Origin of the sequence: Pantoea septica (assembly GCF_002095575.1) — a bacterium.
GTDB classification, from domain to species: domain Bacteria; phylum Pseudomonadota; class Gammaproteobacteria; order Enterobacterales; family Enterobacteriaceae; genus Pantoea; species Pantoea septica.
In genome coordinates, this window is sequence record NZ_MLJJ01000050.1 from 1 (window position 1) to 23,864 (window position 23,864).

Annotated in this window: 20 protein-coding genes; 15 read left to right on the plus strand and 5 right to left on the minus strand. The window is 58.7% G+C overall.

The annotated features are described in order from the left end of the window. Positions 1 to 1,225, plus strand: a 1,225-nt coding sequence (xylB, locus tag HA46_RS19040; protein ID WP_143807680.1) for a xylulokinase, incomplete at its 5' end; no start/stop codon positions are given. Between the two features lie 29 nt (positions 1,226 to 1,254). After that, positions 1,255 to 2,535 carry an MFS transporter gene (locus HA46_RS19045; protein WP_033791651.1) on the plus strand — a complete coding sequence of 427 codons (1,281 nt, stop codon included), beginning with the start codon at positions 1,255 to 1,257 and terminating at the stop codon, positions 2,533 to 2,535. 172 nt (positions 2,536 to 2,707) lie between these two features. Here the strand turns inward: HA46_RS19045 and HA46_RS19050 are convergent, their stop codons facing one another. After that, positions 2,708 to 3,604: a TIGR01777 family oxidoreductase gene (locus tag HA46_RS19050; protein WP_084886093.1), complete on the minus strand. Its 897-nt coding sequence runs from the start codon at positions 3,602 to 3,604 to the stop codon at positions 2,708 to 2,710. 172 nt (positions 3,605 to 3,776) lie between these two features. On the opposite strand from HA46_RS19050, the gene yfcF reads away from it, so the two are divergent. Continuing rightward, complete coding sequence (gene yfcF, locus HA46_RS19055; protein ID WP_084886095.1) at positions 3,777 to 4,418, plus strand: glutathione transferase; 642 nt, start codon at positions 3,777 to 3,779, stop codon at positions 4,416 to 4,418. Positions 4,419 to 4,531: 113 nt separating this feature from the next. Continuing rightward, entirely contained in the window at positions 4,532 to 5,050 is a 519-nt protein-coding gene (gene yfcD, locus HA46_RS19060) for an NUDIX hydrolase YfcD (protein WP_084886098.1), read from the plus strand. A gap of 346 nt (positions 5,051 to 5,396) precedes the next feature. On the opposite strand, the gene pta is transcribed toward yfcD, so the two are convergent. Both pta and ackA read right to left on the minus strand, forming a co-directional pair. Further along, positions 5,397 to 7,541 carry a phosphate acetyltransferase gene (gene pta / locus HA46_RS19065; RefSeq protein ID WP_033791647.1) on the minus strand — a complete coding sequence of 715 codons (2,145 nt, stop codon included), beginning with the start codon at positions 7,539 to 7,541 and terminating at the stop codon, positions 5,397 to 5,399. A 67-nt stretch (positions 7,542 to 7,608) separates the two neighbouring features. Next, positions 7,609 to 8,811 (minus strand): acetate kinase, encoded by a 1,203-nt coding sequence (gene ackA, locus HA46_RS19070; RefSeq protein ID WP_033791646.1) that lies wholly within the window; start codon positions 8,809 to 8,811, stop codon positions 7,609 to 7,611. Positions 8,812 to 9,150: 339 nt separating this feature from the next. Between ackA and yfbV the strand changes: the two genes are divergently transcribed. The 3 genes from yfbV (at position 9,151) to HA46_RS19085 (ending at position 10,915) form a co-directional block, all read left to right on the plus strand. Then, on the plus strand, positions 9,151 to 9,603 hold the full coding sequence (gene yfbV, locus HA46_RS19075) for a terminus macrodomain insulation protein YfbV (protein WP_033750506.1): 453 nt from the start codon (positions 9,151 to 9,153) through the stop codon (positions 9,601 to 9,603). A gap of 145 nt (positions 9,604 to 9,748) precedes the next feature. Then, the gene (locus HA46_RS19080; protein ID WP_033791645.1) at positions 9,749 to 10,243 is read left to right on the plus strand and encodes a YfbU family protein; all 495 of its coding nucleotides are present in this window, start codon (positions 9,749 to 9,751) and stop codon (positions 10,241 to 10,243) included. Positions 10,244 to 10,255: 12 nt separating this feature from the next. Beyond that, entirely contained in the window at positions 10,256 to 10,915 is a 660-nt protein-coding gene (locus HA46_RS19085; RefSeq protein ID WP_084886100.1) for a sugar phosphatase, read from the plus strand. A 30-nt stretch (positions 10,916 to 10,945) separates the two neighbouring features. Here HA46_RS19085 and yfbR read toward each other — a convergent pair whose 3' ends face one another. Continuing rightward, positions 10,946 to 11,545, minus strand: coding sequence for a 5'-deoxynucleotidase (gene yfbR, locus HA46_RS19090; protein WP_033791643.1), 600 nt, complete (start codon positions 11,543 to 11,545; stop codon positions 10,946 to 10,948). A gap of 68 nt (positions 11,546 to 11,613) precedes the next feature. After that, positions 11,614 to 12,831 carry a pyridoxal phosphate-dependent aminotransferase gene (locus tag HA46_RS19095; RefSeq protein WP_033791642.1) on the minus strand — a complete coding sequence of 406 codons (1,218 nt, stop codon included), beginning with the start codon at positions 12,829 to 12,831 and terminating at the stop codon, positions 11,614 to 11,616. A 960-nt stretch (positions 12,832 to 13,791) separates the two neighbouring features. Between HA46_RS19095 and lrhA the strand changes: the two genes are divergently transcribed. From lrhA to nuoH, 8 genes are all read left to right on the plus strand, one after another. Further along, complete coding sequence (gene lrhA, locus HA46_RS19100) at positions 13,792 to 14,715, plus strand: transcriptional regulator LrhA (protein ID WP_033791641.1); 924 nt, start codon at positions 13,792 to 13,794, stop codon at positions 14,713 to 14,715. 661 nt (positions 14,716 to 15,376) lie between these two features. Next, a complete protein-coding gene (locus HA46_RS19105) occupies positions 15,377 to 15,814 on the plus strand; it encodes an NADH-quinone oxidoreductase subunit A (RefSeq protein WP_033750490.1) in 438 nt (145 codons plus the stop codon). A gap of 15 nt (positions 15,815 to 15,829) precedes the next feature. Continuing rightward, positions 15,830 to 16,507 (plus strand): NuoB/complex I 20 kDa subunit family protein, encoded by a 678-nt coding sequence (locus tag HA46_RS19110; RefSeq protein ID WP_033750488.1) that lies wholly within the window; start codon positions 15,830 to 15,832, stop codon positions 16,505 to 16,507. Positions 16,508 to 16,624: 117 nt separating this feature from the next. After that, entirely contained in the window at positions 16,625 to 18,424 is a 1,800-nt protein-coding gene (gene nuoC / locus HA46_RS19115) for an NADH-quinone oxidoreductase subunit C/D (RefSeq protein WP_084886102.1), read from the plus strand. Between the two features lie 2 nt (positions 18,425 to 18,426). Beyond that, positions 18,427 to 18,942: an NADH-quinone oxidoreductase subunit NuoE gene (gene nuoE, locus HA46_RS19120; protein ID WP_033750480.1), complete on the plus strand. Its 516-nt coding sequence runs from the start codon at positions 18,427 to 18,429 to the stop codon at positions 18,940 to 18,942. A 2-nt stretch (positions 18,943 to 18,944) separates the two neighbouring features. Further along, positions 18,945 to 20,285: an NADH-quinone oxidoreductase subunit NuoF gene (nuoF, locus tag HA46_RS19125; RefSeq protein WP_179944770.1), complete on the plus strand. Its 1,341-nt coding sequence runs from the start codon at positions 18,945 to 18,947 to the stop codon at positions 20,283 to 20,285. Positions 20,286 to 20,388: 103 nt separating this feature from the next. Further along, positions 20,389 to 23,112 carry an NADH-quinone oxidoreductase subunit NuoG gene (nuoG, locus tag HA46_RS19130; protein ID WP_084886104.1) on the plus strand — a complete coding sequence of 908 codons (2,724 nt, stop codon included), beginning with the start codon at positions 20,389 to 20,391 and terminating at the stop codon, positions 23,110 to 23,112. Beyond that, on the plus strand, positions 23,109 to 23,864 hold a 756-nt coding region (gene nuoH / locus HA46_RS19135; RefSeq protein WP_084886106.1), incomplete at its 3' end, for an NADH-quinone oxidoreductase subunit NuoH. The genes nuoG and nuoH, both read left to right, overlap by 4 nt.

Sequence of the window (23,864 nt, forward strand, 5' to 3'; positions counted from 1 at the left end):
GGTGCTGCTGGATGCGGCCGGCGTGGTGCTGCGACCGTGCATTTTGTGGAACGATACGCGCAGCGCGGCGCAGTGTGATGCGCTGCGCCAGCAATATCCGCAGATGATGCAGATCGCCGCCAACCTGATCATGCCCGGCTTCACCGCGCCGAAACTGCGCTGGGTGGCTGAACATGAACCGGAAATCTTTCGCCGCATCGATAAGGTGTTGCTGCCGAAGGATTACCTGCGCTGGCGACTTACCGGGCGCTTTGTCAGCGAGCCGTCAGATGCCGCTGGTACGCTGTGGCTGGATGTGGCGAAGCGCGACTGGTCCGACGAACTGCTGGCGATCAGCGGGCTGACGCGCGCGCAGATGCCCGAACTGGTTGAAGGCAGTGCGGTCAGCGCCACGCTGCGCGCCGATCTGGCCAGCGAATGGGGCTTAGCGCCCACGGTGCGCCTCGCTGGCGGCGGCGGCGATAATGCGGCGTCGGCGGTAGGCGTCGGCGCGGTCAACGCGGGCGATGCCTTTATCTCTCTCGGCACCTCTGGCGTGATCTTTGTGGTTAACGATCGGCTGCGCGCCGATCCGCAATCCGGCGTGCACGCATTCTGCCACGCGTTGCCGGGACGCTGGCACCAGATGAGCGTGATGCTCAGCGCCGCCAGCTGCCTGCGCTGGCTGTGTAATCTGCTTTCGGTCACGGAAAGCCAGCTGATGGACGAAATGGCGCAGCTCAGCGCGGAACAGCTGCGTCAGGCGCCGCTATTTCTGCCTTATCTTTCCGGCGAACGCACGCCGCACAACGATCCGCACGCGACCGGTACATTTTTTCATTTACGCCACGAAACGCCACGTGCGCTGCTCGGTTACGCGGTGATCGAGGGCGTAGCCTTTGGTCTTGCGGATGGTCTGGCAGTGCTGGGCGATACGCAGCAGCAGATTCAGCAGTGCAGCCTGACCGGCGGCGGGGCGCGCAGCACGCTATGGGCGCAGCTGATTGCCGACGTGCTGCAACTGCCCATAGTAACCCATGCGGCCAGCGCCTCGGGCGCGCTGGGCGCGGCGCGGCTGGCGTGGTTAGCGGATGGCGGCCGCGAGGCAGAAGTGTGCCTGAAACCGTCGGTGCAGGCGCGCTATCAGCCCGATGCGGCGCGGGGGGCCGTGCTGCAGCAGCGTCTGTGCCTGTTCCGTGAACTCTATGTACAACAACAGCAGGCGCGCGCATTGCTGCCTGCCTGATCGGATTAGCGAACGGAAGGAAGATTGTCATGCAATCGAATGAATACTGGTTTGGCTTACCGAAAAAGATGTTCTGGGGGTTCCTGGCTATCGCAATTTTTATGGCGGGCGACGGCTTCGAAATGGCGTTTTTGTCGCGCCACATCACTGACATGGGCTTTTCACCGGCCCAGTCGGCAGTGGTATTTACTTTTTATGGCCTCGCCGCCGCGCTGGCCGCGTGGGCCTCTGGCGTGGTGGCGGAGCTGATTACGCCGCAGCGCGCCATGATGATTGGCTTTATGCTGTGGATCGTCATGCATGCGCTGTTTATGTCGCTGGGGCTCGGGCTGCGTAACTATCCGCTGATGGTGCTGTTCTACGGCATTCGCGGCCTGGCCTATCCGCTTTTTATCTATTCGTTCATGATGATGCTGGTGCAGGTGCTGCCGCGTGACAAGCTGGCCGCCGCTACCGGCTGGTTCTGGGCGATGTATTCCGTGGGGATTGGCGTAGTAGGCAGCTACCTGCCGAGTCTGACCATTCCGATGCTGGGCGAAACCGGCACCCTGTGGCTGGCTATTGTCTGGGTCGCCTGCGGCGGTGTGCTGGCGTACTTCAGCCTGCGCAACGTCCCGGTTGACCGTTCACGCGTTAATCTGCCGCTGCGCGATAAAATGACCGAGATGTCGCGCGCCGTGACTATCCTGTTCACCAATCAGCATGTATTTTACGCCTGCCTGATCCGCATCATCAATACGCTGTCGTTGTTTGGTTTTGCCATCATTATGCCGCTTCTGTTTGTCGATCGGCTGGGCTTTACCATCTCCGAATGGCTGCAGATTTGGGCAGTGTTCTTCTTTGTCACCATCTTTACCAATATTTTCTGGGGCATTACCGGCGAGAAGCTGGGCTGGATCCGGCAGGTGCGCTGGTTCGGCTGCCTCGGTATGGCGATCTCCAGCCTGGCATTTTACTACCTGCCGCTGTATGCCGGGCATAACTTCTGGGTGGCGCTGATTCCGGCCGTGATGCTGGGGATCTTTGTTGCCGCTTTTGTGCCGATGACGGCGGTGTTCCCGACGCTGGAACCGCATCATAAAGGCGCGGCGGTGTCGATCTACAATCTGTCAGCCGGGCTGAGTAACTTTGTCGCGCCGGCGATTGCCTCGCTGCTGCTGCCGTTCTTCGATATTGTTGGCGTGGTATGGGCCTACACTGCGCTTTACCTGTTCGCTGGCGTGCTGACCTTTATCATCCGCGTGCCGCAGCCAGGGCACACGCGGCAAGCATCGGCGGTGAAATCGTCAATTGCGCAACAGCGCAGTTGAAATTGAGGCTAAGACAGCCGTACCGACAGCGGCCGCTGTTGGTACGGACGTAGCGTTATTCCCGCTTTTATTTCGCCTTTGATTTCCTCAACGCAAACGGGTGCGGTCGGTTGGGTATGCCGCCAGAAAACGTTAATCCTGCTGCCTGCCGTTGCTTGAATGAAAGCGCGCGTTAGCCCACGACATCCTGCAGGGCCTCCTGCAGATCGTACCAGCGAAAGCCGAAGCCGGAGGCTTCCAGCCGCTTCGGCAGCACATGCTGCCCGCCCAGCACCAGCACCGCCGATTCGCCCATCATCATTTTGATGGCGCTGGCGGGCGTGCGCATAAAGGCCGGGCGATGCATCACATGGCCGAGCGTGGCGGCGAACTGTTCATTGCGCACCGCGTAGGGCGCCACCATATTGAACGGGCCGCTCAGGTCGTCGCGATCCAGCAGCCAGAGAATGGCGTTGACCATATCGTCAATATGGATCCACGGCAGATACTGCTTGCCGCTGCCGATAGGACCGCCGACGCCGAGCTTGAACGGCAGCTTCATTTTGCTTAACGCGCCGCCTTCGCTGGCCAGCACCACGCCGGTACGCAGCAGGCAGACGCGAGTGCGCTCGCTCTGGGCGCTCAGCGCCAGCTGCTCCCAGCGCGCGCAGAGGCTGTGGGTAAACTCCTCCTGACCCTGATCATCCTCCGTCATCACCAGCTCGCCGGTATCGCCGTAATAGCCGGTCGCCGACCCGGAGAGCAGCACGCGGGGCGGGGTGTGGCTGGCATTGATCAGCGAGGCGATGCGTTCGGTAATTTGCCAGCGGCTTTCGCACAGCCGCTGCTTCTGCTGTTCGGTCCAGCGCTTGTCGGCGATGGGTTCGCCGGCGAGGTTGATGACCGCGTCAACCCCGTCGAGGTTTTGCTGCTGCGCCAGGCCAGACCAGATCGCGACGCGCGCGTCGAGCTTTTCGCGCGCGGCGGCGACATCGCGCGTGACGACGCTGACCTGATGCCCCAGCGTCAGCAGGCGAGGAATAAGATGGCGGCCGATAAGCCCGGTTCCGCCGGTCATAAGTACATGCATCTCGCGTCTCCTTATCATTTTTCTGATACGCACTGTTTCAGCATAGAAGAAGCGCGGCCGCACGCTGCCGGACTGCGTCGCGCTTTAACAAGATCGGACCAGCAGGACATTGCTTTGCGGAAAGAAAATGGGTAAATATCAGGCTACCCGGATAAGTCAGTTGAGGTAACAGATGAATTACCCCTCCATCACCCTGTGGTCTGATTCACTGTTTTTTAGTCCTTACGCCATGTCGGTTTACGTCGCGCTTACCGAGAAGGGGATTCCCTTCTCGCTGAGACGCGTCGATCTTGCGCACAATCAGCAGTTCCATAGCGACTATCGCGCGCTGTCGCTCACCTGCCGCGTGCCGACGCTACAGATCGACGAGTTTGTGCTGAGCGAATCCTCTGCTATCGCTGAATATCTGGAAGAGCGTTTTCCCGCGCCTGAATTCGATCGCCTCTATCCGCGCGATCGCGAAAAGCGCGCGCGGGCGCGTGAAGTGCAGGCGTGGCTGCGCAGCGACTTTTTAACCCTCCGCCAGGAGCGGCCAACGGAGGTGTTATTCGCCGGCGAGCGTTTTCCGCCGTTGAGCGCGGCGGCGGCGCAGGCGGCGGAGAAGCTGATTGCGGCGAGCCTGCGCTTGCTGCCGGACAAGCAGCAGAATCTCTTCGGCGAGTGGTCCGTTGCCGATACGGATTTAGCGGTGATGCTGAATCGTCTGGCGCTGCACGGCGACGCGCTGCCGGATAAGCTCAGGGAATATGCTGAATTTCAGTGGCAGCGCGCCTCGGTGCAGCTCTGGCTGGCGGAAAGCGGCAAACAGCGATAGATTGCGCCGCTTGCTCAGGCGAGCGGAAGTGATTACCTTACAGCACACTATAAAAACGACGTGGCAATCAGGCGCGTGTCGCACGGCACGCCAGAACAGAAAAGGGTTACCGGATGGTGGAGCAAACCGCGGGCGACGGTATCGAGTGGGTCGATATCGTTAATGAAGAGAATGAAGTGATCGCGCAGGCGACGCGCGCCCAGATGCGTGCGCAGCGTATGCGCCATCGCGCCACCTATATCGTGGTGCATGACGGCGCAGGCAAGATTCTGGTGCAGCGCCGCACCGAGACCAAAGACTTCATGCCCGGCATGCTGGACGCCACTGCGGGCGGCGTGGTGCAGAGCGGCGAAGATCTGCTGGAGTCGGCGCGCCGCGAGGCTGAAGAGGAGTTGGGCATCGCCGATGTGCCTTTCGCCGAGCACGGCAAGTTCTACTTCGAAGATGAGCATGTCCGCGTCTGGGGCGGATTGTTCAGCTGTGTTTATCACGGCCCGTTCGCCATGCAGGAAGAGGAGGTGGACGAGGTGTTCTGGATGACCCCCGATGAGATTACCGCGCGCTGCGACGAGTTTACCGATGACTCGCTAAAGGCGCTGTCGCTGTGGCTGACGCGCAACGGCGACGCGTAAAATAGTTGGTTAAAAAAACGCCCGGCAGGGCGTTTTTTTTGCGGCTTATGATGCTTGTGCTGTTCAGATGCGGGCAACGGCCGGTTACCTAAAGTCGGCGTGAACACGCCCGTGTGGCCTCGGCCGCCGCTTCCCTGCGGCGGACGCTTTACTTCACCGGGACATTGTGCGGGCTGTGGTAATGCTCCGCCAGGATGCACCGCGATACCGCAGCAACGTCAGTATATTCGCGTCCGTGGTTGTCTCCGAACGTGGCGTAGCGAGCAAGATTCGGCACCAGGCGATGCGGTAAAAAAAGAGCATGCGTGGGCATGCTCTTGTTCGTCACGATGTGAACCCAGAAGGCTTAGCCTTCCGCCTGCTGCGACTGAATCGCGGTCAGGGCGATGGTGTAGACGATATCGTCGACCAGCGCGCCGCGCGACAGATCGTTAACCGGCTTGCGCATACCCTGCAGCATTGGACCGATAGAGATCAGATCCGCCGAGCGCTGCACCGCTTTGTAGGTGGTGTTGCCGGTGTTGAGATCCGGGAAGATAAACACCGTGGCGCGACCTGCGACCGCCGAGTTCGGCGCTTTGGATTTGGCCACGTCTTCCATAATCGCCGCGTCATACTGCAGCGGACCGTCGATCACCAGATCTGGACGTTTCTCCTGCGCGATACGCGTCGCTTCGCGCACTTTTTCCACGTCGCTACCCGCGCCGGAGGTGCCGGTCGAATAGGAGATCATCGCCACGCGCGGTTCGATGCCGAACGCATGGGCGGAGTCGGCAGATTGAATGGCGATTTCCGCCAGCTGTTCCGCGGTCGGATCCGGGTTGATGGCGCAGTCGCCATACACCAGCACCTGCTCCGGCAGCAGCATAAAGAACACCGAGGAGACCAGCGAGCTATTCGGCGCGGTCTTGATCAGCTGCAGCGGCGGACGAATGGTATTGGCGGTGGTGTGTACGGCGCCTGACACCAGGCCGTCCACTTCGCCGCTCTCCAGCATCATGGTGCCGAGCACCACGTTGTCTTCCAGCTGCTCCTGCGCCACCACTTCGGTCATGCCTTTGTTCTTACGCAGCTCGACCAGACGCGGCACATAGTTGTTGCGAACCACTTCGGGATCGACAATTTCGATGCCTTTGCCCAGTTCGACGCCCTGTGCGGCGGCGACGCGCTGGATCTCATCCGGGTTGCCCAGCAGCACGCAGGTCGCGATGCCGCGATCGGCGCAGATGGCGGCCGCCTTGACGGTGCGCGGCTCATCGCCTTCCGGCAGCACGATGCGTTTGCCCGCTTTGCGCGCCAGCTCGGTAAGCTGATAGCGGAAGGCCGGCGGCGACAGGCGACGGCTGCGCTCGGAGGTTGCGGTCAGCGATTCGATCCAGTCGGCGTTGATATAGTTGGCGACATACTCCTGCACTTTTTCCACGCGCTGAGTATCGTCGCTCGGCACTTCCAGATTGAAGCTCTGCAGGCTGAGCGACGTTTGCCAGGTGTTGGTTTTCACCATAAATACCGGCAGGCCGGTCTGGAAGGCGCGCTCGCACAGCTTCGCGATGCGGCTGTCGATCTCGTAGCCGCCGGTCAGCAGGATGGCACCAATCTCTACGCCGTTCATTGCGGCGAGACAGGCGGCCACCAGCACGTCGGGACGGTCCGCCGAGGTCACCAGCAGCGAGCCGGGACGGAAATGCTCCAGCATATGCGGCAGGCTGCGCGCGCAGAAAGTTACAGACTTGACGCGGCGCGTGGCGATCTCGCCTTCGTTGATCACTTCGGCATTGAGGTGGCGGCACATATCGATGGCGCGCGTGGCGATCAGATCGAAGCTCCAGGGCACGCAGCCCAGCACCGGCAGGGGGCTGTCGGCGAACAGCTGTTTCGGATCGATGTTGGCGACGCTCGCTTTGGTGGAGTCGTCGAAAATTTCCGACAGATCCGGACGCGTGCGGCCCTGTTCATCCACCGGGGCGTTCAGCTTGTTGATGATAACGCCGGTGATATTTTTATTCTTGCTGCCGCCGAAGCTGCTTTGCGTCAGTTCAATACGCTCTTTCAGCTGGGCGGGAGAGTCGTTGCCCAGCGCCATAACAAACACGATCTCGGCGTTAAGCGTCCTGGCGATCTCATAGTTGAGCGCGTTGGCGAACTGATGCTTACGCGTCGGCACCAGGCCTTCAACCAGCACGACTTCCGCATCTTTGGTGTTTTCGTGGTAGCGCGCGATGATCTCTTCCATCAGCACGTCCTGCTGGTTAGCGCCCAGCAGCGACTCCACGCGTGACATCTTGAGCGGGTCGGCGGCGGGAATCGACGAGTTCTTGCGGATGATCATCGTGGTCTGGTCGGGCTTATCGCCGCCAGCGCGCGGCTGCGCGATAGGTTTGAAGACGCTCAGACGAACGCCTTTACGCTCCATGGCACGAATAACGCCGAGGCTGACGCTGGTCAGGCCGACGCTGGTGCCGGTAGGAATAAGCATGATTGTACGTGACACGTTTGAACCTCGCTTTAGGTAGTGTCAAAAACAACGCCGTCAGCCGAAGCTGACGGTGAAGGAAACATCAGGCGGTAAGACGCGCCGCATCCTGGGCGATCACCAGCTCTTCATTAGTGGGGATGACAATCGCCGGGCGGGTGCCTTCTTTATTAATAAAGCCGGATTTGCCGAAGCGCGCCGCCAGGTTGCGTTCATGATCGACCTCAAAGCCGAGCAGGCCCAGCTTTTTCAGCGACAGCTCACGGACCATCGCCGCATTTTCGCCGATGCCGCCGGTAAAGATCACCGCGTCCAGACGGCCTTCCATCATAGCGCTGTAGCTACCGATGTATTTTGCCAGACGATGGCAGAAAACATCCATGGCGCGCTTAGCGTCCTCTTTGGTTTCGTAGTTGTCTTCGACGTAGCGGCAGTCGCTGGTGACCTCAGTCAGCCCCAGCAGGCCGGACTCTTTAGTCAGCAGCTTGTTGATGGCGTCGACGCTCATGCCCAGGGTATCGTGCAGATAGAAGACGATCGCCGGATCGATGTCGCCGCTGCGGGTACCCATCACCAGACCTTCCAGCGGCGTCAGACCCATTGAAGTATCGACGCATTTGCCGTTACGCACCGCCGCCACCGAGGCGCCGTTGCCGAGGTGGCAGGTAATGATGTTGAGTTCGTCGACCGGTTTGTTCAGGAATTTCGCCGCTTCGTGCGTGACATAGTAGTGGCTGGTGCCGTGCGCGCCGTAGCGGCGGACGCCGTGCTCTTTATAAAGGCGGTAGGGCAGGGCGTAGAGATAGGACTCTTCCGGCATAGTCTGATGGAAAGCGGTGTCGAAAACCGCCACATTCTTGTCGGAGAGGTGCGGGAAGTTTTTCATCGCCTCTTCAATGCCGATCAGATGCGCCGGGTTATGCAGCGGCGCGAAAGAGGCGTTGTCTTTGATGCCCTGCACCACGGCGTCGGTAATAATGACCGATTCCGTCAGCTGCTCGCCGCCATGCACGATGCGATGACCAATTGCAGCAATTTGTGCCGACAGCTCTGGTTTTTGTGCCAGAATAGTTTTAACAATGAAATTCAGGGCTTCGCTGTGTGCGGCGCCGGCGCCTAGAGGGGCTTCGTGTTTTTCTCCGTCCAGCTTCCACTTAATGCGCGCTTCCGGAAGATGGAAGCATTCAGCCAGGCCGGACAGGTATTCCTCTCCGCTGGCGGCATTCAGGATGGCGAACTTCAGTGAAGAGCTGCCGCAGTTCAGAACCAGTACTAACTTACTCGACATGGAAGTACCTATTTGTTAAAAGTGGCTAAAAAAAAGGCAATCAGACTATCAGCGTAGCCCATGAATGCGGGGAGCTTAATCATAACCCTGTTGCGCTAGTCAAAATGTTGCTTCTCCGCAAAAAAATTTCGGTAATTTTACGCAATTTTTTGAAATTCGCTTAGCGAAAGCTGGCCGCTACGTTTGTGATTTACGTTTTTACCCGCTTCCAGTAGGTTATTGAGGCGGGGTCAGAATAGCGAGACTGCCCTTTAAAGACAAAAAATTTTGAAGGATGTCACGTAAAGTTGTGTAGCTATAAAATAATTTTATTTTTTGCAGTTTTAGTTGAGGTCCGCCATGGCGAATGATTCTGGCAATACTGGCTGGTTCCGTATTTTTCAAAACGGCCAGCACTATATGAAGACCTGGCCGAATGACAAACGCCTCGCGCCGATCTTTCCTGAAAACCGCGTCTCGAGCGTGACCCGTTTCGCCATCCGCTTTATGCCGCCGCTGGCGGTGTTTACGCTGAGCTGGCAGATCGCGCTCGGCGGGCAGCTGGGCCCGGCCGTCGCTACCGCGCTCTTCGCCTGCAGTCTGCCGATGCAGGGGCTGTGGTGGCTGGGCAAACGCTCGGTAACGCCGCTGCCGCCTACGCTGCTGCACTGGTTCCATGAAGTGCGCGCTCGCCTTGAAGAAGCGGGTCAGGCGATAGCGCCGGTCGAGGGCAAGCCGACCTATCAGGCGCTGGCCGACCTGTTAAAGCGGGCATTTAAGCAGCTGGATCGCACCTTCCTCGACGATCTTTGATCGTCCGCCTTTTTCCCGCAGAGAGAATTTGTCGCTCAGCCGGGTCTAAATCAAAGAAAAGTGATGCGGGCATACCTGCATCGCTCGCCTTATGCCACTATTTTCCGTCTAATACTTGAGCGGCCTGTCGGCCCAGGAGCCTACGATGGAAATGACTCACGCGCAGCGTCTGATTCTCTCTAACCAGTACAAAATGATGGCCATGCTGGAGCCGGACAACGCCGAGCGCTATCGCCGCTATCAGACTATTATCGAGCGCGGCTATGGGCTACAGATGCGCGAGCTGGATAAAGAATTCGGCGAACTGACGGAAGAGACCTGCCGCACCATTATCGACATTATGGAGATGCATCATGCGCTGCACGTCTCCTGGTCGAATCTTGGCGATAAAGCCTCGCTGGACGAACGCCGTCTCGCTTTTCTCGGCTTTGATGCCGCCACGGAGGCGCGCTACCTCGGCTACGTGCGCTTTATGGTCAACACCGAAGGGCGCTATACCCACTTCGATTCCGGCACCCACGGCTTCAATGCGCAGACGCCGATGTGGGAAAAGTATCGACGTATGCTGGCGGTGTGGCACACTTGTCCGCGTCAATATCATCTGAGCGCGACGGAAATCGCGCAGATTATTAACGCCTGACGGGAGCGTCTTGTGACCTATAGCGGTTTTTTATTTGATCTGGATGGCACGCTGGTGGATTCGCTGCCTGCGGTAGAGCGTGCGTGGAGCAACTGGGGCGCGCGGCACGGCATTGCAGCCGAAGAGATCCTGAGTTTTATTCACGGCAAGCAGGCGATCGCCTCGCTGCGCCATTTTATGGCGGGCCAGCCGGAAGCGGCGATTCAGGCGGAGTTTAGCGCGCTGGAGCAAAACGAAGCGCAGGATACCGACGGCGTGCGGGCGCTGCCGGGCGCGCACGCGCTGTTGATGCGCTTAAATGCGCTGCAGATCCCCTGGACTATCGTGACCTCCGGCTCGGTGCCGGTGGCGCATGCGCGCCATAAGGCCGCCGGACTGCCGCTGCCGTCGGTGTTTATCACCGCCGAACAGGTGGAGAAGGGCAAGCCCGCGCCAGATCCCTATCTGCTGGGCGCGGAAAAACTGGGGCTGGCGGCGGAAAAGTGCGTGGTGGTGGAGGACGCGCCTGCCGGCATTCTCTCTGGACTTGATGCCCGCTGCGCGGTAATCGCGCTCAACGCGCCCGCCGATACGCCGCGCCTGGGGGAAACCCTGATGCAGCTTCGCTCGCTGGCGTCGCTGCGGGTTACGCCGCAGGCTGAAGGCGGCTTTTCTCTGCAGCGGGAAGAGTGAGCGACACCGGCGGCGTGAAACGCCGCCGCGTTACAGCGGCGACTCCTGCGAAATCTCATCCAGCGACAGGCTGAAGCTGGGAATAAATACCTCGACGAAATAGTCCATTTCCGGCGTGCGGCGCTGCTGCAGCGTTTTCTCCAGGCGCGCCTTGGCCAGCAGAAACTCGTTATTGCCTGCGGACAACTCTTCAAGACATTTCAGGTAGGCGCAGAGCGCGTCCGCCTGCTTCACTACCGACTGCTCCTCTTCGCTGTGCTGATGCTCGTCAAGCAGCGGACGGTAAACTTCCTGCAGCTCTTCCGGCAGCATCTCGATCAGCTTCTGCTGGGCGATTTTCTCGATCTTTTTATACTCATGGGCGATTTGCGCGTTGTAATACTTCACCGGCGTCGGCAGATCGCCGGTGAGCACTTCGCTGGCGTCGTGATAGAGCGCCAGCATCGCGATGCGATCGGCGTTGAGCGTGCCGCTGAATTTTTTGTTTTTAATCACGGCGAGCGCATGCGCCACCATCGCGACCTGCAGGCTGTGCTCCGAGACATTTTCGGTACGCACGTTGCGCATTAGCGGCCAGCGGTTGATCAGTTTAAGACGGGAGAGATGGGCGAAAAAGTGGCTTCGGGTCATGCGTTATCCTGTCAGCAACGGGGGAAGCGTCGCGCTTCCCCAAATGCTGTCAGTATACGCGGCAGGTTTTACTGGCGATAGCCTTGCAGGAAACGGTCGAACTTGCCGATCGCCATTTCCAGATCGTCGACGCGCGGCAGGGTAACGATACGTACATGGTCAGGCCATGGCCAGTTAAAGGCGGAGCCCTGCACCAGCAGCACCTTTTCCTGCAGCAGGAAGTCCAGCACCATTTTCTGGTCGTCGTGAATGTTGAACTTTTTCGCATCGATACGCGGGAACATATAGAGCGCGCCGTTCGGCTTCACGCAGCTGACGCCGGGAATATCGTTGATCAGCTCCCAGGCGCGCTGGCGCTGCTCATAGAGTCGGCCGCCTGGCGCGATAAATTCGCTGATACTTTGATAGCCGCCTAGCGCGGTCTGGATCGCATGCTGCGCCGGCACGTTGGCGCACAGGCGCATCGAGGCCAGCATCTCAAGCCCTTCGATATAGCCTTTCGCGTGTTTCTTCGGCCCGTTAAGCACCATCCAGCCCTGACGGAAACCCGCCACGCGGTAAGTTTTCGAGAGGCCGTTAAAGGTCACGGTCAGCAGATCGGGCGCCAGCGCGGCGATCGAATGGTGCTGCGAGGCGTCGTAAAGGATCTTGTCGTAGATTTCGTCGGCGAAAATGATCAGATTATGCTGACGCGCGATCTCAACGATCTCCAGCAGCAGCGCTTTGCTGTAAACCGCGCCGGTGGGGTTGTTTGGGTTGATGATCACGATGCCGCGGGTGCGCGGGGTGATTTTGCTGCGAATATCGTCGAGATCGGGGAACCAGTCAGACGATTCATCGCACAAATAGTGCACCGCTTTGCCGCTGGAAAGCGACACTGCCGCCGTCCAGAGCGGATAGTCGGGCGCGGGCACCAGCATCTCGTCGCCGCTGTTCAGCAACGCCTGCATCGCCTGCACGATCAGCTCGGAAACGCCGTTGCCGATATAGATATCTTCAACCGTGACGTCGCGGATATCGCGCGCCTGGTAGTGCTGCATAATAGCTTTACGCGCCGAGTAAAGCCCTTTGGAGTCGCAGTAGCCCTGCGCGCTCGGCAGGTTGCGGATGACATCGACCAGAATTTCATCCGGCGCTTCGAAACCGAAAGGCGCGGGATTGCCGATATTGAGCTTGAGAACTTTGTTGCCTTCTTCTTCGAGACGTTTAGCCTCTTTAAGTACCGGCCCGCGAATGTCGTAACAGACGTTTTCCAGCTTGCCAGATTTATCAATTTGAAAAGTCATTTTTAATCGCCTCTATGGGCAGAATCCTTTTACTGCCGCAGAAATCAAACCAGCACAATGTACTCTCCTCAATGCGACAAAAGAAGGGCAGCGGCAGGTTTTGGCGTCTTTGCCATCTTTTTGCCGCAGCGGTGGCGTAAAGCATAATTTCTTTGCAATTAGCTGGTTACAAAAACTGATTTTTAGCTCATGAACGATATTTTTCGCTGTAATACGCCTTTTTGAGTGTAAACCGTATTATCCGTCGGCCAAAGAAGCGAATGAGAAGTTTCTGGCTGAAAGATGAGCAGAAATACAGGTAGGTGAATAAGGAAATAGTTAAGCGGTTTTATATGAATGTTTAAAAAATCAGCGGGGGAGAGAATTGTATAAGCCAGCCCGCAAGCGATTGCGCTCGCCGGGGCAGTCTGGCCTCCTTAAATAGCCGGAAAAGTTCCCTGTGCGTAAGGGCCAGTTCATATCTGATAAAAGGTATTCCAGGCGTATCTTCTCACTTTATCTGGACTTTCAGAAACCGGGCGGTTAAAAATTGCGCGGCGGTGTGCCAGGATGGGTCTGAAATGCGATCTGGTCAAAAATTACGATGCTTTTCACAAAATCATTTCCATTTTGAAGTTAAAAATGATTAAGTATAATTTATTATTTGTCGCATTTAGCTGCTACGCAATTCATAATCCCGTAGCTGGCTTTTTCCGTCCGCTTTAGGTACGGAACCCTAGACACCAACGCAGCTTCCTGCAATTGCGCTCCCGCGCTGTCGGTCCAGAAGTTGTTTCTGTCTACTCAACGCTGTTTTCCCGCTGTTTCGGGATGCGCGTTTGTCGGTATACGTCTGACACGAATTTCTTTGACGGTCTCACACAGGACCGGCAATGAGCATAATTACCACTTATCTCTTTGATAAGTAGCGTAATAACACCAGGGTAGTAGTTTTTTAAAAATCTTATAAGTGAAGAAAACATGACTAATGCAAATCGTCCGATACTCAATCTCGACCTCGATCTGCTGAGAACGTTTGTTGCCGTTGCGGACCTGAACACGTTTGCGGCGGCCGCTGCCGCTGTATGCCGAACCCAGTCGGCCGTCAGCCAGCAGATGCAGCGTCTGGAGCAATTGGTAGGTAAAGAGCTGTTTGCCAGACATGGACGTAATAAATTATTAACTGAGCACGGTATTCAGCTTTTAGGCTACGCCAGGAAAATCCTGCGTTTCAACGACGAGGCCTGTACATCGCTGATGTACAGCAACATTCAGGGCGTGCTGACTATCGGCGCCTCAGATGATACCTCAGACACCATCCTGCCGTTCCTGCTTAACCGCGTGACCTCGGTCTATCCCAAGCTGGCGATCGACGTCCGCGTGAAACGCAATCCCTTTATGATGGAGATGCTGAACCAGGGCGAAGTCGATCTGGTCGTGACCACCTCAAGCCCGGGCAGCTTTACCCATCAGGTGCTGCGTACCTCGCCGACGCTGTGGTACTGCGCGGCGGATTATATCTTTCAGCGCGGCGAAGCGATTCCTCTGGTGCTGCTGGACGAACCTAGCCCGTACCGCGATATGGCGATCGATCACCTCAACGAAGCGGGCATCCCGTGGCGTATCTCCTACGTCGCCTCTACGCTGGCTGCGGTGCGCGCCGCGGTGAAGGCGGGTCTTGGCGTGACGGCGCGTCCGGTGGAGATGATGAGTCCGGAACTGCGCGTAATGGGCGCGGCGGAAGGGCTGCCGGTATTGCCGGATACGCAGTATCTGCTGTGCCGCAATCCAGACAGCGATAACGAACTGGCACTGGCGATTTTCAACGCCATGCAGTCCACCAACGATCCCTACAATCTGAGCGCCAACCCGGATGGGACGCTGTTGCTGGATGATGAAGAGTAACCGGCAGAGACCATTGTCCGTTCCTGTTCGCTTCGCCTGACAGTTGTTAAAACTGTAATAAAAAAGCTCTTTGTTATGCTTTTGCATCGAAGAGCTTTTTTTATCCGCCTAAAAGGCCGTTGCCTCGCTATTCCCGCCCTGAAGCGCCTTTCCTGCCTTAACAAACTAAAACGCTATTTCGAACAAGCCAAAGATGAAATTCTTTGTCTGAAGATGTGAAAACTCTGTTCCGTATTTAGGCAACATTTGCTGAAAAAAAGGACAAAAAGGCCAGTTTTGTGTTCTGGATCAAAAAAATACCCCTGACAAGGGGAAGGAAAAAGCGCTAAAGCCTGCCAGAATACGTTGGATAAATGCACGATCCATGCATTTGAATTCACGCTACATTCTAAAAGACCATACAGACTGAAGCGATTTAGCTGGCAACGCGCGCATCATATGTTAAAATTTTGATGCGCGTGTAAAATAATGTTTGGAGACTTTTGTCAAAGTTGACAAAAGGTTATAGAAAGGAGTAAAAGACCCCATAAAATTGCTGCCTAATTGATAATGACAGCATAATTTATAAGGTTTTTTTCCTTCCCTTGAATCGATGTGGTGCGTTTGCTGCAAGTGACCCGCGCAGGATGCCATCGCCACTTTTGATGAGTAAGCAAAGAGTATGTCAACAGCCACCGAAGTCGTCGCTCATCACTGGGCGTTTATCATATTTGTCATTATCGCTTTCGGCCTTTGCGCCTTTATGCTTACCGGAGGATGGCTCTTAGGCGGCCGCGCCCGCGCGCGTCATAAAGAGACGCCGTTCGAATCCGGTATCGAATCTGTGGGCGACACCCATATCCGCCTCTCGGCGAAGTTCTACCTCGTCGCAATGTTCTTCGTCATCTTTGACGTCGAAGCGCTCTTTTTATACGCATGGGCGACCTCAATCCGCGAAAGCGGCTGGGTCGGCTTTGTCGAAGCCGCAATTTTCATTTTGGTGCTCCTGGCGGGGCTGGTCTATCTGGTGCGTATCGGCGCGCTGGACTGGGCGCCTGCACGTCGTCGCGTGGTGGTCAAATCCAGCCCGATCGGTCACACCAACCCTCATAAGCAGTAAAAGCGAGGCAATCTGATGGACTATACGCTCACCCGCATAGACCCCAACGGTGGTGAGAACGACCGTTATCCTCTGCAAAAACAGGAGATCGTTGCCGATCCCCTTGAGCAGCACGTTCATCGCAGCGTCTACATGGGCAAGCTCGAGCATGCCCTGCATGACATGGTGAACTGGGGCCGTAAGAACTCTTTGTGGCCCTATAACTTTGGTTTGTCCTGCTGCTACGTAGAGATGACCACCTCCTTTACCGCCGTGCACGACGTCGCGCGTTTCGGCGCGGAAGTTATGCGCGCCTCGCCGCGTCAGGCGGACTTTATGGTGATCGCCGGTACGCCTTTCACCAAAATGGCGCCGGTAATTCAGCGTCTCTATGACCAGATGCTGGAGCCGAAGTGGGTGATCTCGATGGGCGCCTGCGCTAACTCCGGCGGCATGTACGATATCTACTCTGTGGTGCAGGGCGTGGACAAGTTCCTGCCGGTCGACGTCTATATTCCCGGCTGTCCGCCGCGTCCTGAAGCCTATATGCAGGCGCTGCTGCTGCTGCGCGAGTCGATCGGCAAAGAGCGTCGCCCGCTGTCGTGGGTCGTCGGCGATCAGGGCGTTTATCGCGCCAATATGCAGTCGGAACGTGAGAGAAAACGCGGCGAGCGCATCGCCGTCACCAATCTACGCACGCCTGACGAAGTGTAAGAACACCGTACATGGATGGATTCCACGCCCGCGGCAAAACATCACAATTTAATGCGCGGCCCCATCCTGACGCCTTCTTTTGAGTGCCTGGCGACAGGCCGGAATGGTGAGTAACGTATGACAGATTTAACCACGCACGATCTCGCTCAGCCTGCATGGCAAACCCGGGATCACCTGGACGACCCGGTGATCGGCGAGCTGCGTAACCGTTTTGGGCCGGATGCCTTTACCGTTCAGCCAACCCGCACGGGCATTCCCGTGGTCTGGGTGAAGCGCGAGCAGCTGCTGGAGATCGTGACCTTCCTGCGCAAGCTGCCTAAGCCGTATATCATGCTCTATGACCTGCATGGCATGGATGAGCGTTTGCGTACCCACCGCGCCGGTCTGCCCGCCGCGGATTTTTCCGTTTTCTATCATTTTCTGTCGATCGAGCGTAACCGCGACATCATGCTCAAGGTGGCGCTGTTGGAGAACGATCTGCACCTGCCGACGCTGACGAAAATCTTCCCGAACGCCAACTGGTACGAGCGTGAAACCTGGGAGATGTTCGGCGTGACCTTCGACGGCCACCCGCACCTGACGCGCATCATGATGCCGCAGACCTGGGAAGGCCATCCGCTGCGTAAAGATTACCCGGCGCGCGCGACAGAGTTCGATCCCTTCACGCTGACTAAACAGAAAGAAGATCTGGAGATGGAGGCGCTGACCTTCAAGCCTGAAGACTGGGGCATGAAGCGCAGCACCACCAGCGAGGACTTCATGTTCCTCAACCTGGGCCCGAACCACCCGTCGGCGCACGGCGCCTTCCGCATTATTCTGCAGCTGGACGGCGAAGAGATTGTCGACTGCGTACCCGATATCGGCTATCACCATCGCGGCGCGGAGAAGATGGGTGAGCGACAGTCCTGGCACAGCTACATTCCCTATACCGACCGCGTGGAGTACCTCGGCGGCTGCGTCAACGAAATGCCTTACGTGCTGGCGGTAGAGAAGCTGGCTGGCATCGTGGTGCCGGATCGCGTCAACGTGATCCGCGTGATGCTCTCCGAGCTGTTCCGCATCAACAGCCATCTGCTCTATATCTCGACTTTTATTCAGGACGTCGGCGCGATGACGCCGGTGTTCTTCGCCTTTACCGATCGCCAGAAGATTTATGACGTGGTTGAAGCCATCACCGGCTTCCGCATGCACCCGGCCTGGTTCCGCATCGGCGGCGTGGCGCACGATCTGCCGAAGGGCTGGGAGCGCCTGCTGCGCGACTTCCTCGACTGGATGCCGAAGCGTCTGAAAGAGTATGACAAGGCGGCGCTGCGCAGCAGCGTGCTGGTCGGCCGTTCCAAAGGCGTCGCCGCCTACAATATGGACGAGGCGCTGGCCTGGGGCACCACCGGCGCCGCGCTGCGCGCTACCGGACTGGATTTCGACGTGCGCAAATGGCGTCCTTACTCAGGCTATGAGAATTTTGACTTCGAGATCCCTGTCGGGGCGGGCATTAGCGACGCCTACACGCGCGTACAGCTGAAGATGGAAGAGATGTGGCAGTCGCTGCGCATTCTCGAGCAGTGCCTGAACAATATGCCGGAAGGGCCGTTCAAGGCGGATCACCCGCTGACCACGCCGCCGCCGAAAGAGCGTACGCTGCAGCATATCGAAACGCTGATCACGCACTTCCTGCAGGTTTCATGGGGCCCGGTAATGCCAGCCAACGAATCATTCCAGATGATCGAGGCGACCAAAGGAATCAATAGCTACTACCTGACCAGCGACGGCAGCACCATGAGCTACCGCACCCGCGTGCGTACGCCGAGCTTCCCGCACCTGCAGCAGATCCCGTCGGTGATCCGCGGCAGCCTGGTATCCGACCTGATCGTTTACCTCGGTAGTATCGATTTTGTTATGTCAGACGTGGACCGCTAATTATGCACGATCAAAAAATTGCCATTCATACGATCGACCCGAACGAGGTCTTTGTGCTGAGCGCGGAAGAGCATCACGCCATCGAGCACGAGAAACACCACTATGAAGATGCGCGCGCGGCGTCGATTGAAGCGCTGAAGATCGTGCAGAAACAGCGCGGCTGGGTGCCGGACGGCGCGATCAACGCCATCGCCGAGGTGCTGGGCATCCCGGCCAGCGACGTCGAAGGCGTCGCCACCTTCTACAGCCAGATTTTCCGCCAGCCGGTCGGTCGTCACGTTATCCGCTATTGCGACAGCGTAGTGTGCCACATCACCGGCTATCAGGGCATTCAGGCGGCGCTGGAGCAGAATCTGAACATCAAGCCCGGCCAGACCACCGCGGACGGCCGCTTTACGCTGCTGCCGACCTGCTGCCTGGGCAACTGCGACAAAGGCCCGACCATGATGGTGGATGAAGACACGCACGTTCATCTGACGCCGGAAGGCATCGCCTCGCTACTGGAGCAGTATCAATGACCATCAAACAGATCATTCGTACTGCGGAAACGCACCCGCTGACCTGGCGCATGCGCGATGACAAGCAGCCGGTCTGGTTCGAAGAATACCGCAGCAAAAACGGCTATGCCGGCGCGGAAAAAGCGCTGAACGGCATGGCGCCGGACGAAATTGTCGCGGCAGTGAAAGATTCCGGCCTGAAAGGGCGCGGCGGCGCAGGCTTCTCCACCGGTCTGAAGTGGAGCCTGATGCCGAAAGATGAATCCATGAACATCCGCTACCTGCTGTGCAACGCCGATGAGATGGAGCCGGGCACCTATAAAGACCGCCTGCTGATGGAGCAGATGCCGCATCAGCTGGTGGAGGGGATGCTGATCAGCGCCTTCGCCCTGAAGGCCTATCGCGGCTATATCTTCCTGCGCGGCGAATATATCGAGGCGGCGGTAAACCTGCGGCGCGCCATCGCTGAAGCGACGGAAGCGGGCTTCCTCGGCAAGAACATTCTCGGCACCGGCTTCGACTTCGAGCTGATCGTGCACACCGGCGCGGGCCGTTATATCTGCGGCGAAGAGACGGCGCTGATCAACTCGCTGGAAGGACGTCGCGCTAACCCACGCTCCAAACCGCCATTCCCGGCGAGCGCGGGCGTGTGGGGCAAGCCTACCTGCGTCAACAACGTGGAGACGCTCTCTAACGTGCCGGCGATCCTGGCCAACGGCGTCGAGTGGTACAAAGGCCTGTCGAAAAGCGAAGATGCCGGCACCAAGATGATGGGCTTCTCCGGCCGCGTGAAAAATCCAGGCGTGTGGGAGCTGCCGTTCGGCATTACCGCGCGCGAGATTCTGGAAGATTACGCCGGCGGGATGCGCGACGGTTTGCGCTTTAAAGCCTGGCAGCCGGGCGGCGCGGGCACCGACTTCCTCACCGAGCAGCACCTCGATCTGCCGATGGAGTTCGCCAGTATCGGTAAAGCGGGCAGTCGTCTCGGCACGGCGCTGGCGATGGCGGTCGACCATGAGATCAATATGGTGTCGCTGGTGCGCAACCTGGAAGAGTTCTTCGCGCGCGAATCCTGCGGCTGGTGTACGCCATGCCGCGACGGCCTGCCGTGGAGCGTGAAGATCCTGCGCGCGCTTGAGCAGGGCAAAGGTCAGCCGGGCGATATCGAAACCCTGCTGCAGCTTTGCCGCCAGCTCGGCCCGGGCAAAACCTTTTGCGCCCACGCGCCTGGCGCGGTGGAACCGCTGCAGAGCGCGATTAAATATTTCCGTGAAGAGTTTGAAGCCGGCATGGCGCCACAGGTCTTTGGCAATACGCGCGCGATTGGCGGTATTCAGCCTAACCTGCTGAAAGCACGCTGGTAATTCGCCGCAGCACACGGAACCGGCTCTGCGCCGCAGCCCCACAACCGGGGCGAGAATATGATTAACGCTCGTCTCTGACGAGCCTTACGGAAGCATGTTCACTATGGCTACAATTCATGTAGACGGTAAAGAATATGATGTGAACGGGGCGGACAACCTGCTGCAGGCGTGTCTCTCTCTGGGCCTTGATATTCCTTATTTTTGCTGGCATCCGGCGCTGGGAAGCGTTGGGGCTTGCCGCCAGTGCGCGGTGAAGCAATTCCAGAACGCCGAGGATACCCGCGGCCGTCTCGTCATGTCCTGCATGACGCCGGCCTCCGACGGCACCTTTATCTCCATTGACGACGGCGAAGCGAAAGAATTTCGCGAAAGCGTGGTGGAGTGGCTGATGACCAACCACCCGCACGACTGTCCGGTGTGCGAAGAGGGCGGCAACTGTCACCTGCAGGATATGACGGTGATGACCGGCCATAGCTTCCGCCGCTACCGCTTTACGAAACGCACCCACCAGAATCAGGATCTCGGCCCGTTTATCTCTCACGAGATGAACCGCTGTATCGCCTGCTACCGCTGCGTGCGCTATTACAAAGATTACGCCGACGGCAAAGATCTGGGCGTCTACGGCGCGCACGACAACGTCTACTTCGGCCGTCCGGAAGAGGGCACGCTGGAGAGCGAATTCTCCGGCAATCTGGTGGAAATCTGCCCGACCGGCGTCTTCACCGACAAAACCCACTCCGAACGCTATAACCGTAAATGGGATATGCAGTTCGCGCCGAGCATCTGTCAGCAGTGCAGCGTCGGCTGCAACACCAGCCCAGGCGAGCGCTACGGCGAGCTGCGCCGTATCGAAAACCGCTATAACGGCACGGTTAACCACTACTTCCTTTGCGACCGCGGCCGTTTCGGCTACGGCTACGTTAACCGCGAGGATCGTCCGCGTCACCCCGCGCTGCTGCGCGGCAACGACTGGGTCCAGCTGAATGCGGAGCAGGCGGTCAACGCGGCGGCCGACGTTTTGCGTCAGGCGAAGCGCGCGATCGGCATCGGCTCTCCGCGCGCCAGCGTTGAGAGCAACTTCGCGCTGCGCGAGCTGGTAGGCGCGGAAAACTTCTCGACCGGCATGCCGGCGGGCGAGCAGGCGCGCCTCGAGCTGATGCTGAAAGTGCTGCGCGAAAGCGGCATCTATACGCCGTCGCTGCGCGAAATGGAAAGCTACGACGCGGTGCTGGTGCTGGGCGAAGATCTCACCCAGGTCGGCGCGCGCGTGGCGCTTTCGGTGCGTCAGGCGGTGAAAGGCAAAGCGCGCGAAATGGCCGCGGCCCAGAAAGTGGCCGACTGGCAGATCGCCGCGATTATGAATATCGGTCAGCACGCGAAGCATCCGCTGTTCGTGACCAACGTCGACGAAACCCGCCTTGATGATATCGCCGCGTGGAGCTACCGCGCGCCGGTGGAAGATCAGGCGCGTCTCGGCTTCGCCATCGCCAGCGCGCTGGATGAAAGCGCGCCTGCGGTAAGCGACTTCGACAGCAGCCTGAACGGCAAGCTGGACGTCGTGGTGCAGGCGCTGGCGGGCGCGAGGAAACCGCTGATTATTTCCGGCACCCATTCGGGCAGCACGGCGATGATCGAAGCGGCGGCGAACGTCGCCAAAGCCCTGAAGGCGCGCGGCGCGGAGGTCGGCATTACGCTGCTGGCTGGCGCGGCGAACAGCATGGGGCTGGGCCTGATGGGCGGCAACACGCTCGACAGCGCGCTGGAACAGCTGCGCAGCGGCGAAGCGGATACCGTAGTGGTGCTGGAGAACGATCTCTACCGTCACGCGCCGAAGGCGCTGGTGGATGCGGCGCTGGCTAACGCCAGCAACGTGATTGTGGTTGACCATCAGCGCACCGCGACGCTGGAGAAAGCGGGCCTGGTGCTCTCTACCGCCAGCTTCGCCGAAAGCGACGGCACCTCGATCAACCATGAAGGCCGCGCGCAGCGCTTCTTCCAGGTTTACGATCCCGCCTACTACGACAACAGCATCGTGATGCTGGAGAGCTGGCGCTGGCTGCACTCGCTGCACAGCACGCTGGAAAGCCGTCATCCCGACTGGACCCAGCTCGATCACGTTATCGACGCCGTCGTGGCGAAGCTGCCGCAGCTGAAAGGCATTAAAGAGGCCGCGCCGGACGCCAGCTTCCGCATTCGCGGACAGAAACTGGCACGCTCGCCGAACCGCTCCAGCGGACGTACCGCCGCGCGCGCTAATATCAGCGTGCACGAGCCGCGTCAGCCGCAGGATCGGGACAGCATGTTCGCCTTCTCGATGGAAGGCAACAACCAGCCGAGCGCGCCGCGTTCGCAAATTCCGTTCGCCTGGGCGCCAGGCTGGAACTCCCCGCAGGCGTGGAACAAGTTCCAGGCCGAAGTGGGCGGCAAGCTGCGCAACGGCGATCCCGGCGTGCGTCTGTTCGAGGCGGGCGACGCGTCGCTGCCGTGGTTCACTGAGGTTCCGACCGCGTTCGTCGGCGGCGAGCAGTGGCGCGTGGCGCCTTGCTACCAGCTGTTCGGCAGCGAGGAAATGTCTCAGCGTTCACCGGTCTTCCAGAAACGTATGCCGCAGCCGATGCTGGTGATTAACCCGCAGGACGCGGCGAAGCTGGGCGTGAACGCAGGCGCGGCCGTGGAGTTCACCTGTTCGGGCGAAACCTTGCGTCTGCCGGTGCGCATTTCCAGCGCGCTGCAGCCGGGTCAGATTGGCCTGCCGCTGGGTATGCCGGGCGTGCCGCCGTTCCTGGCGGGCGCGCACATTGACAAACTGCAGGAGGCGGCGCAATGAGCTGGTTAACACCGGACGTTATCGACATCATTCTGACCGTGGTCAAAGCGATCGTCATTCTGCTGGTCGTGGTGGCGTGCGGCGCCTTTATGAGTTTCGCCGAACGCCGCCTGCTCGGTCTGTGGCAGAACCGCTACGGGCCGAACCGCGTGGGCTGGGGCGGTTCGCTGCAGCTCGCCGCGGATATGATCAAAATGTTCTTTAAAGAGGACTGGGTTCCGCCTTTTACCGACCGCTTTATCTTTACCCTGGCGCCGGTGATCGCGTTTGTTTCCCTGCTGCTTGCGTTCGCCATCGTGCCGGTGTCGCCGAGCTGGATGGTGACCGACCTCAACATCGGGCTGCTCTTCTTCCTGATGATGGCGGGTCTGGCGGTGTACGCGGTGCTGTTCGCCGGCTGGTCGAGCAACAACAAATACTCGCTGCTGGGCGCGATGCGCGCTTCCGCGCAGACGCTGAGCTACGAAGTGTTTCTCGGCCTCTCGCTGATGGGCGTGGTGGCGCAGGCGGGCTCATTCAATATGACCGCTATCGTCGAGAGCCAGGCGCATCTGTGGAACATCATCCCGCAGTTCTTCGGCTTCCTGACCTTCTGCATCGCGGGCGTGGCGGTGTGTCACCGTCATCCGTTCGATCAGCCGGAAGCGGAGCAGGAGCTGGCGGACGGCTATCACATCGAATATGCCGGTATGAAGTTCGGCCTGTTCTTCGTCGGCGAGTATGTGGCTATCACCACCGTCTCGGCGCTGATT

What these genes read in the sequence shown, in the direction of transcription:
- yfcD (WP_084886098.1), top strand. Translation starts at nt 4,532, where the DNA reads ATGGTGGAGCAAACCGCGGGCGACGGTATCGAGTGGGTCGATATCGTT.
- nuoG (WP_084886104.1), top strand. Translation starts at nt 20,389, where the DNA reads ATGGCTACAATTCATGTAGACGGTAAAGAATATGATGTGAACGGGGCG.
- HA46_RS19110 (WP_033750488.1), top strand. Translation starts at nt 15,830, where the DNA reads ATGGACTATACGCTCACCCGCATAGACCCCAACGGTGGTGAGAACGAC.
- yfbR (WP_033791643.1), bottom strand. Translation starts at nt 11,545, where the DNA reads ATGACCCGAAGCCACTTTTTCGCCCATCTCTCCCGTCTTAAACTGATC.
- HA46_RS19105 (WP_033750490.1), top strand. Translation starts at nt 15,377, where the DNA reads ATGTCAACAGCCACCGAAGTCGTCGCTCATCACTGGGCGTTTATCATA.
- HA46_RS19050 (WP_084886093.1), bottom strand. Translation starts at nt 3,604, where the DNA reads ATGCATGTACTTATGACCGGCGGAACCGGGCTTATCGGCCGCCATCTT.
- nuoC (WP_084886102.1), top strand. Translation starts at nt 16,625, where the DNA reads ATGACAGATTTAACCACGCACGATCTCGCTCAGCCTGCATGGCAAACC.
- ackA (WP_033791646.1), bottom strand. Translation starts at nt 8,811, where the DNA reads ATGTCGAGTAAGTTAGTACTGGTTCTGAACTGCGGCAGCTCTTCACTG.
- yfbV (WP_033750506.1), top strand. Translation starts at nt 9,151, where the DNA reads ATGGCGAATGATTCTGGCAATACTGGCTGGTTCCGTATTTTTCAAAAC.
- yfcF (WP_084886095.1), top strand. Translation starts at nt 3,777, where the DNA reads ATGAATTACCCCTCCATCACCCTGTGGTCTGATTCACTGTTTTTTAGT.
- HA46_RS19080 (WP_033791645.1), top strand. Translation starts at nt 9,749, where the DNA reads ATGGAAATGACTCACGCGCAGCGTCTGATTCTCTCTAACCAGTACAAA.
- HA46_RS19045 (WP_033791651.1), top strand. Translation starts at nt 1,255, where the DNA reads ATGCAATCGAATGAATACTGGTTTGGCTTACCGAAAAAGATGTTCTGG.
- lrhA (WP_033791641.1), top strand. Translation starts at nt 13,792, where the DNA reads ATGACTAATGCAAATCGTCCGATACTCAATCTCGACCTCGATCTGCTG.
- HA46_RS19095 (WP_033791642.1), bottom strand. Translation starts at nt 12,831, where the DNA reads ATGACTTTTCAAATTGATAAATCTGGCAAGCTGGAAAACGTCTGTTAC.
- nuoE (WP_033750480.1), top strand. Translation starts at nt 18,427, where the DNA reads ATGCACGATCAAAAAATTGCCATTCATACGATCGACCCGAACGAGGTC.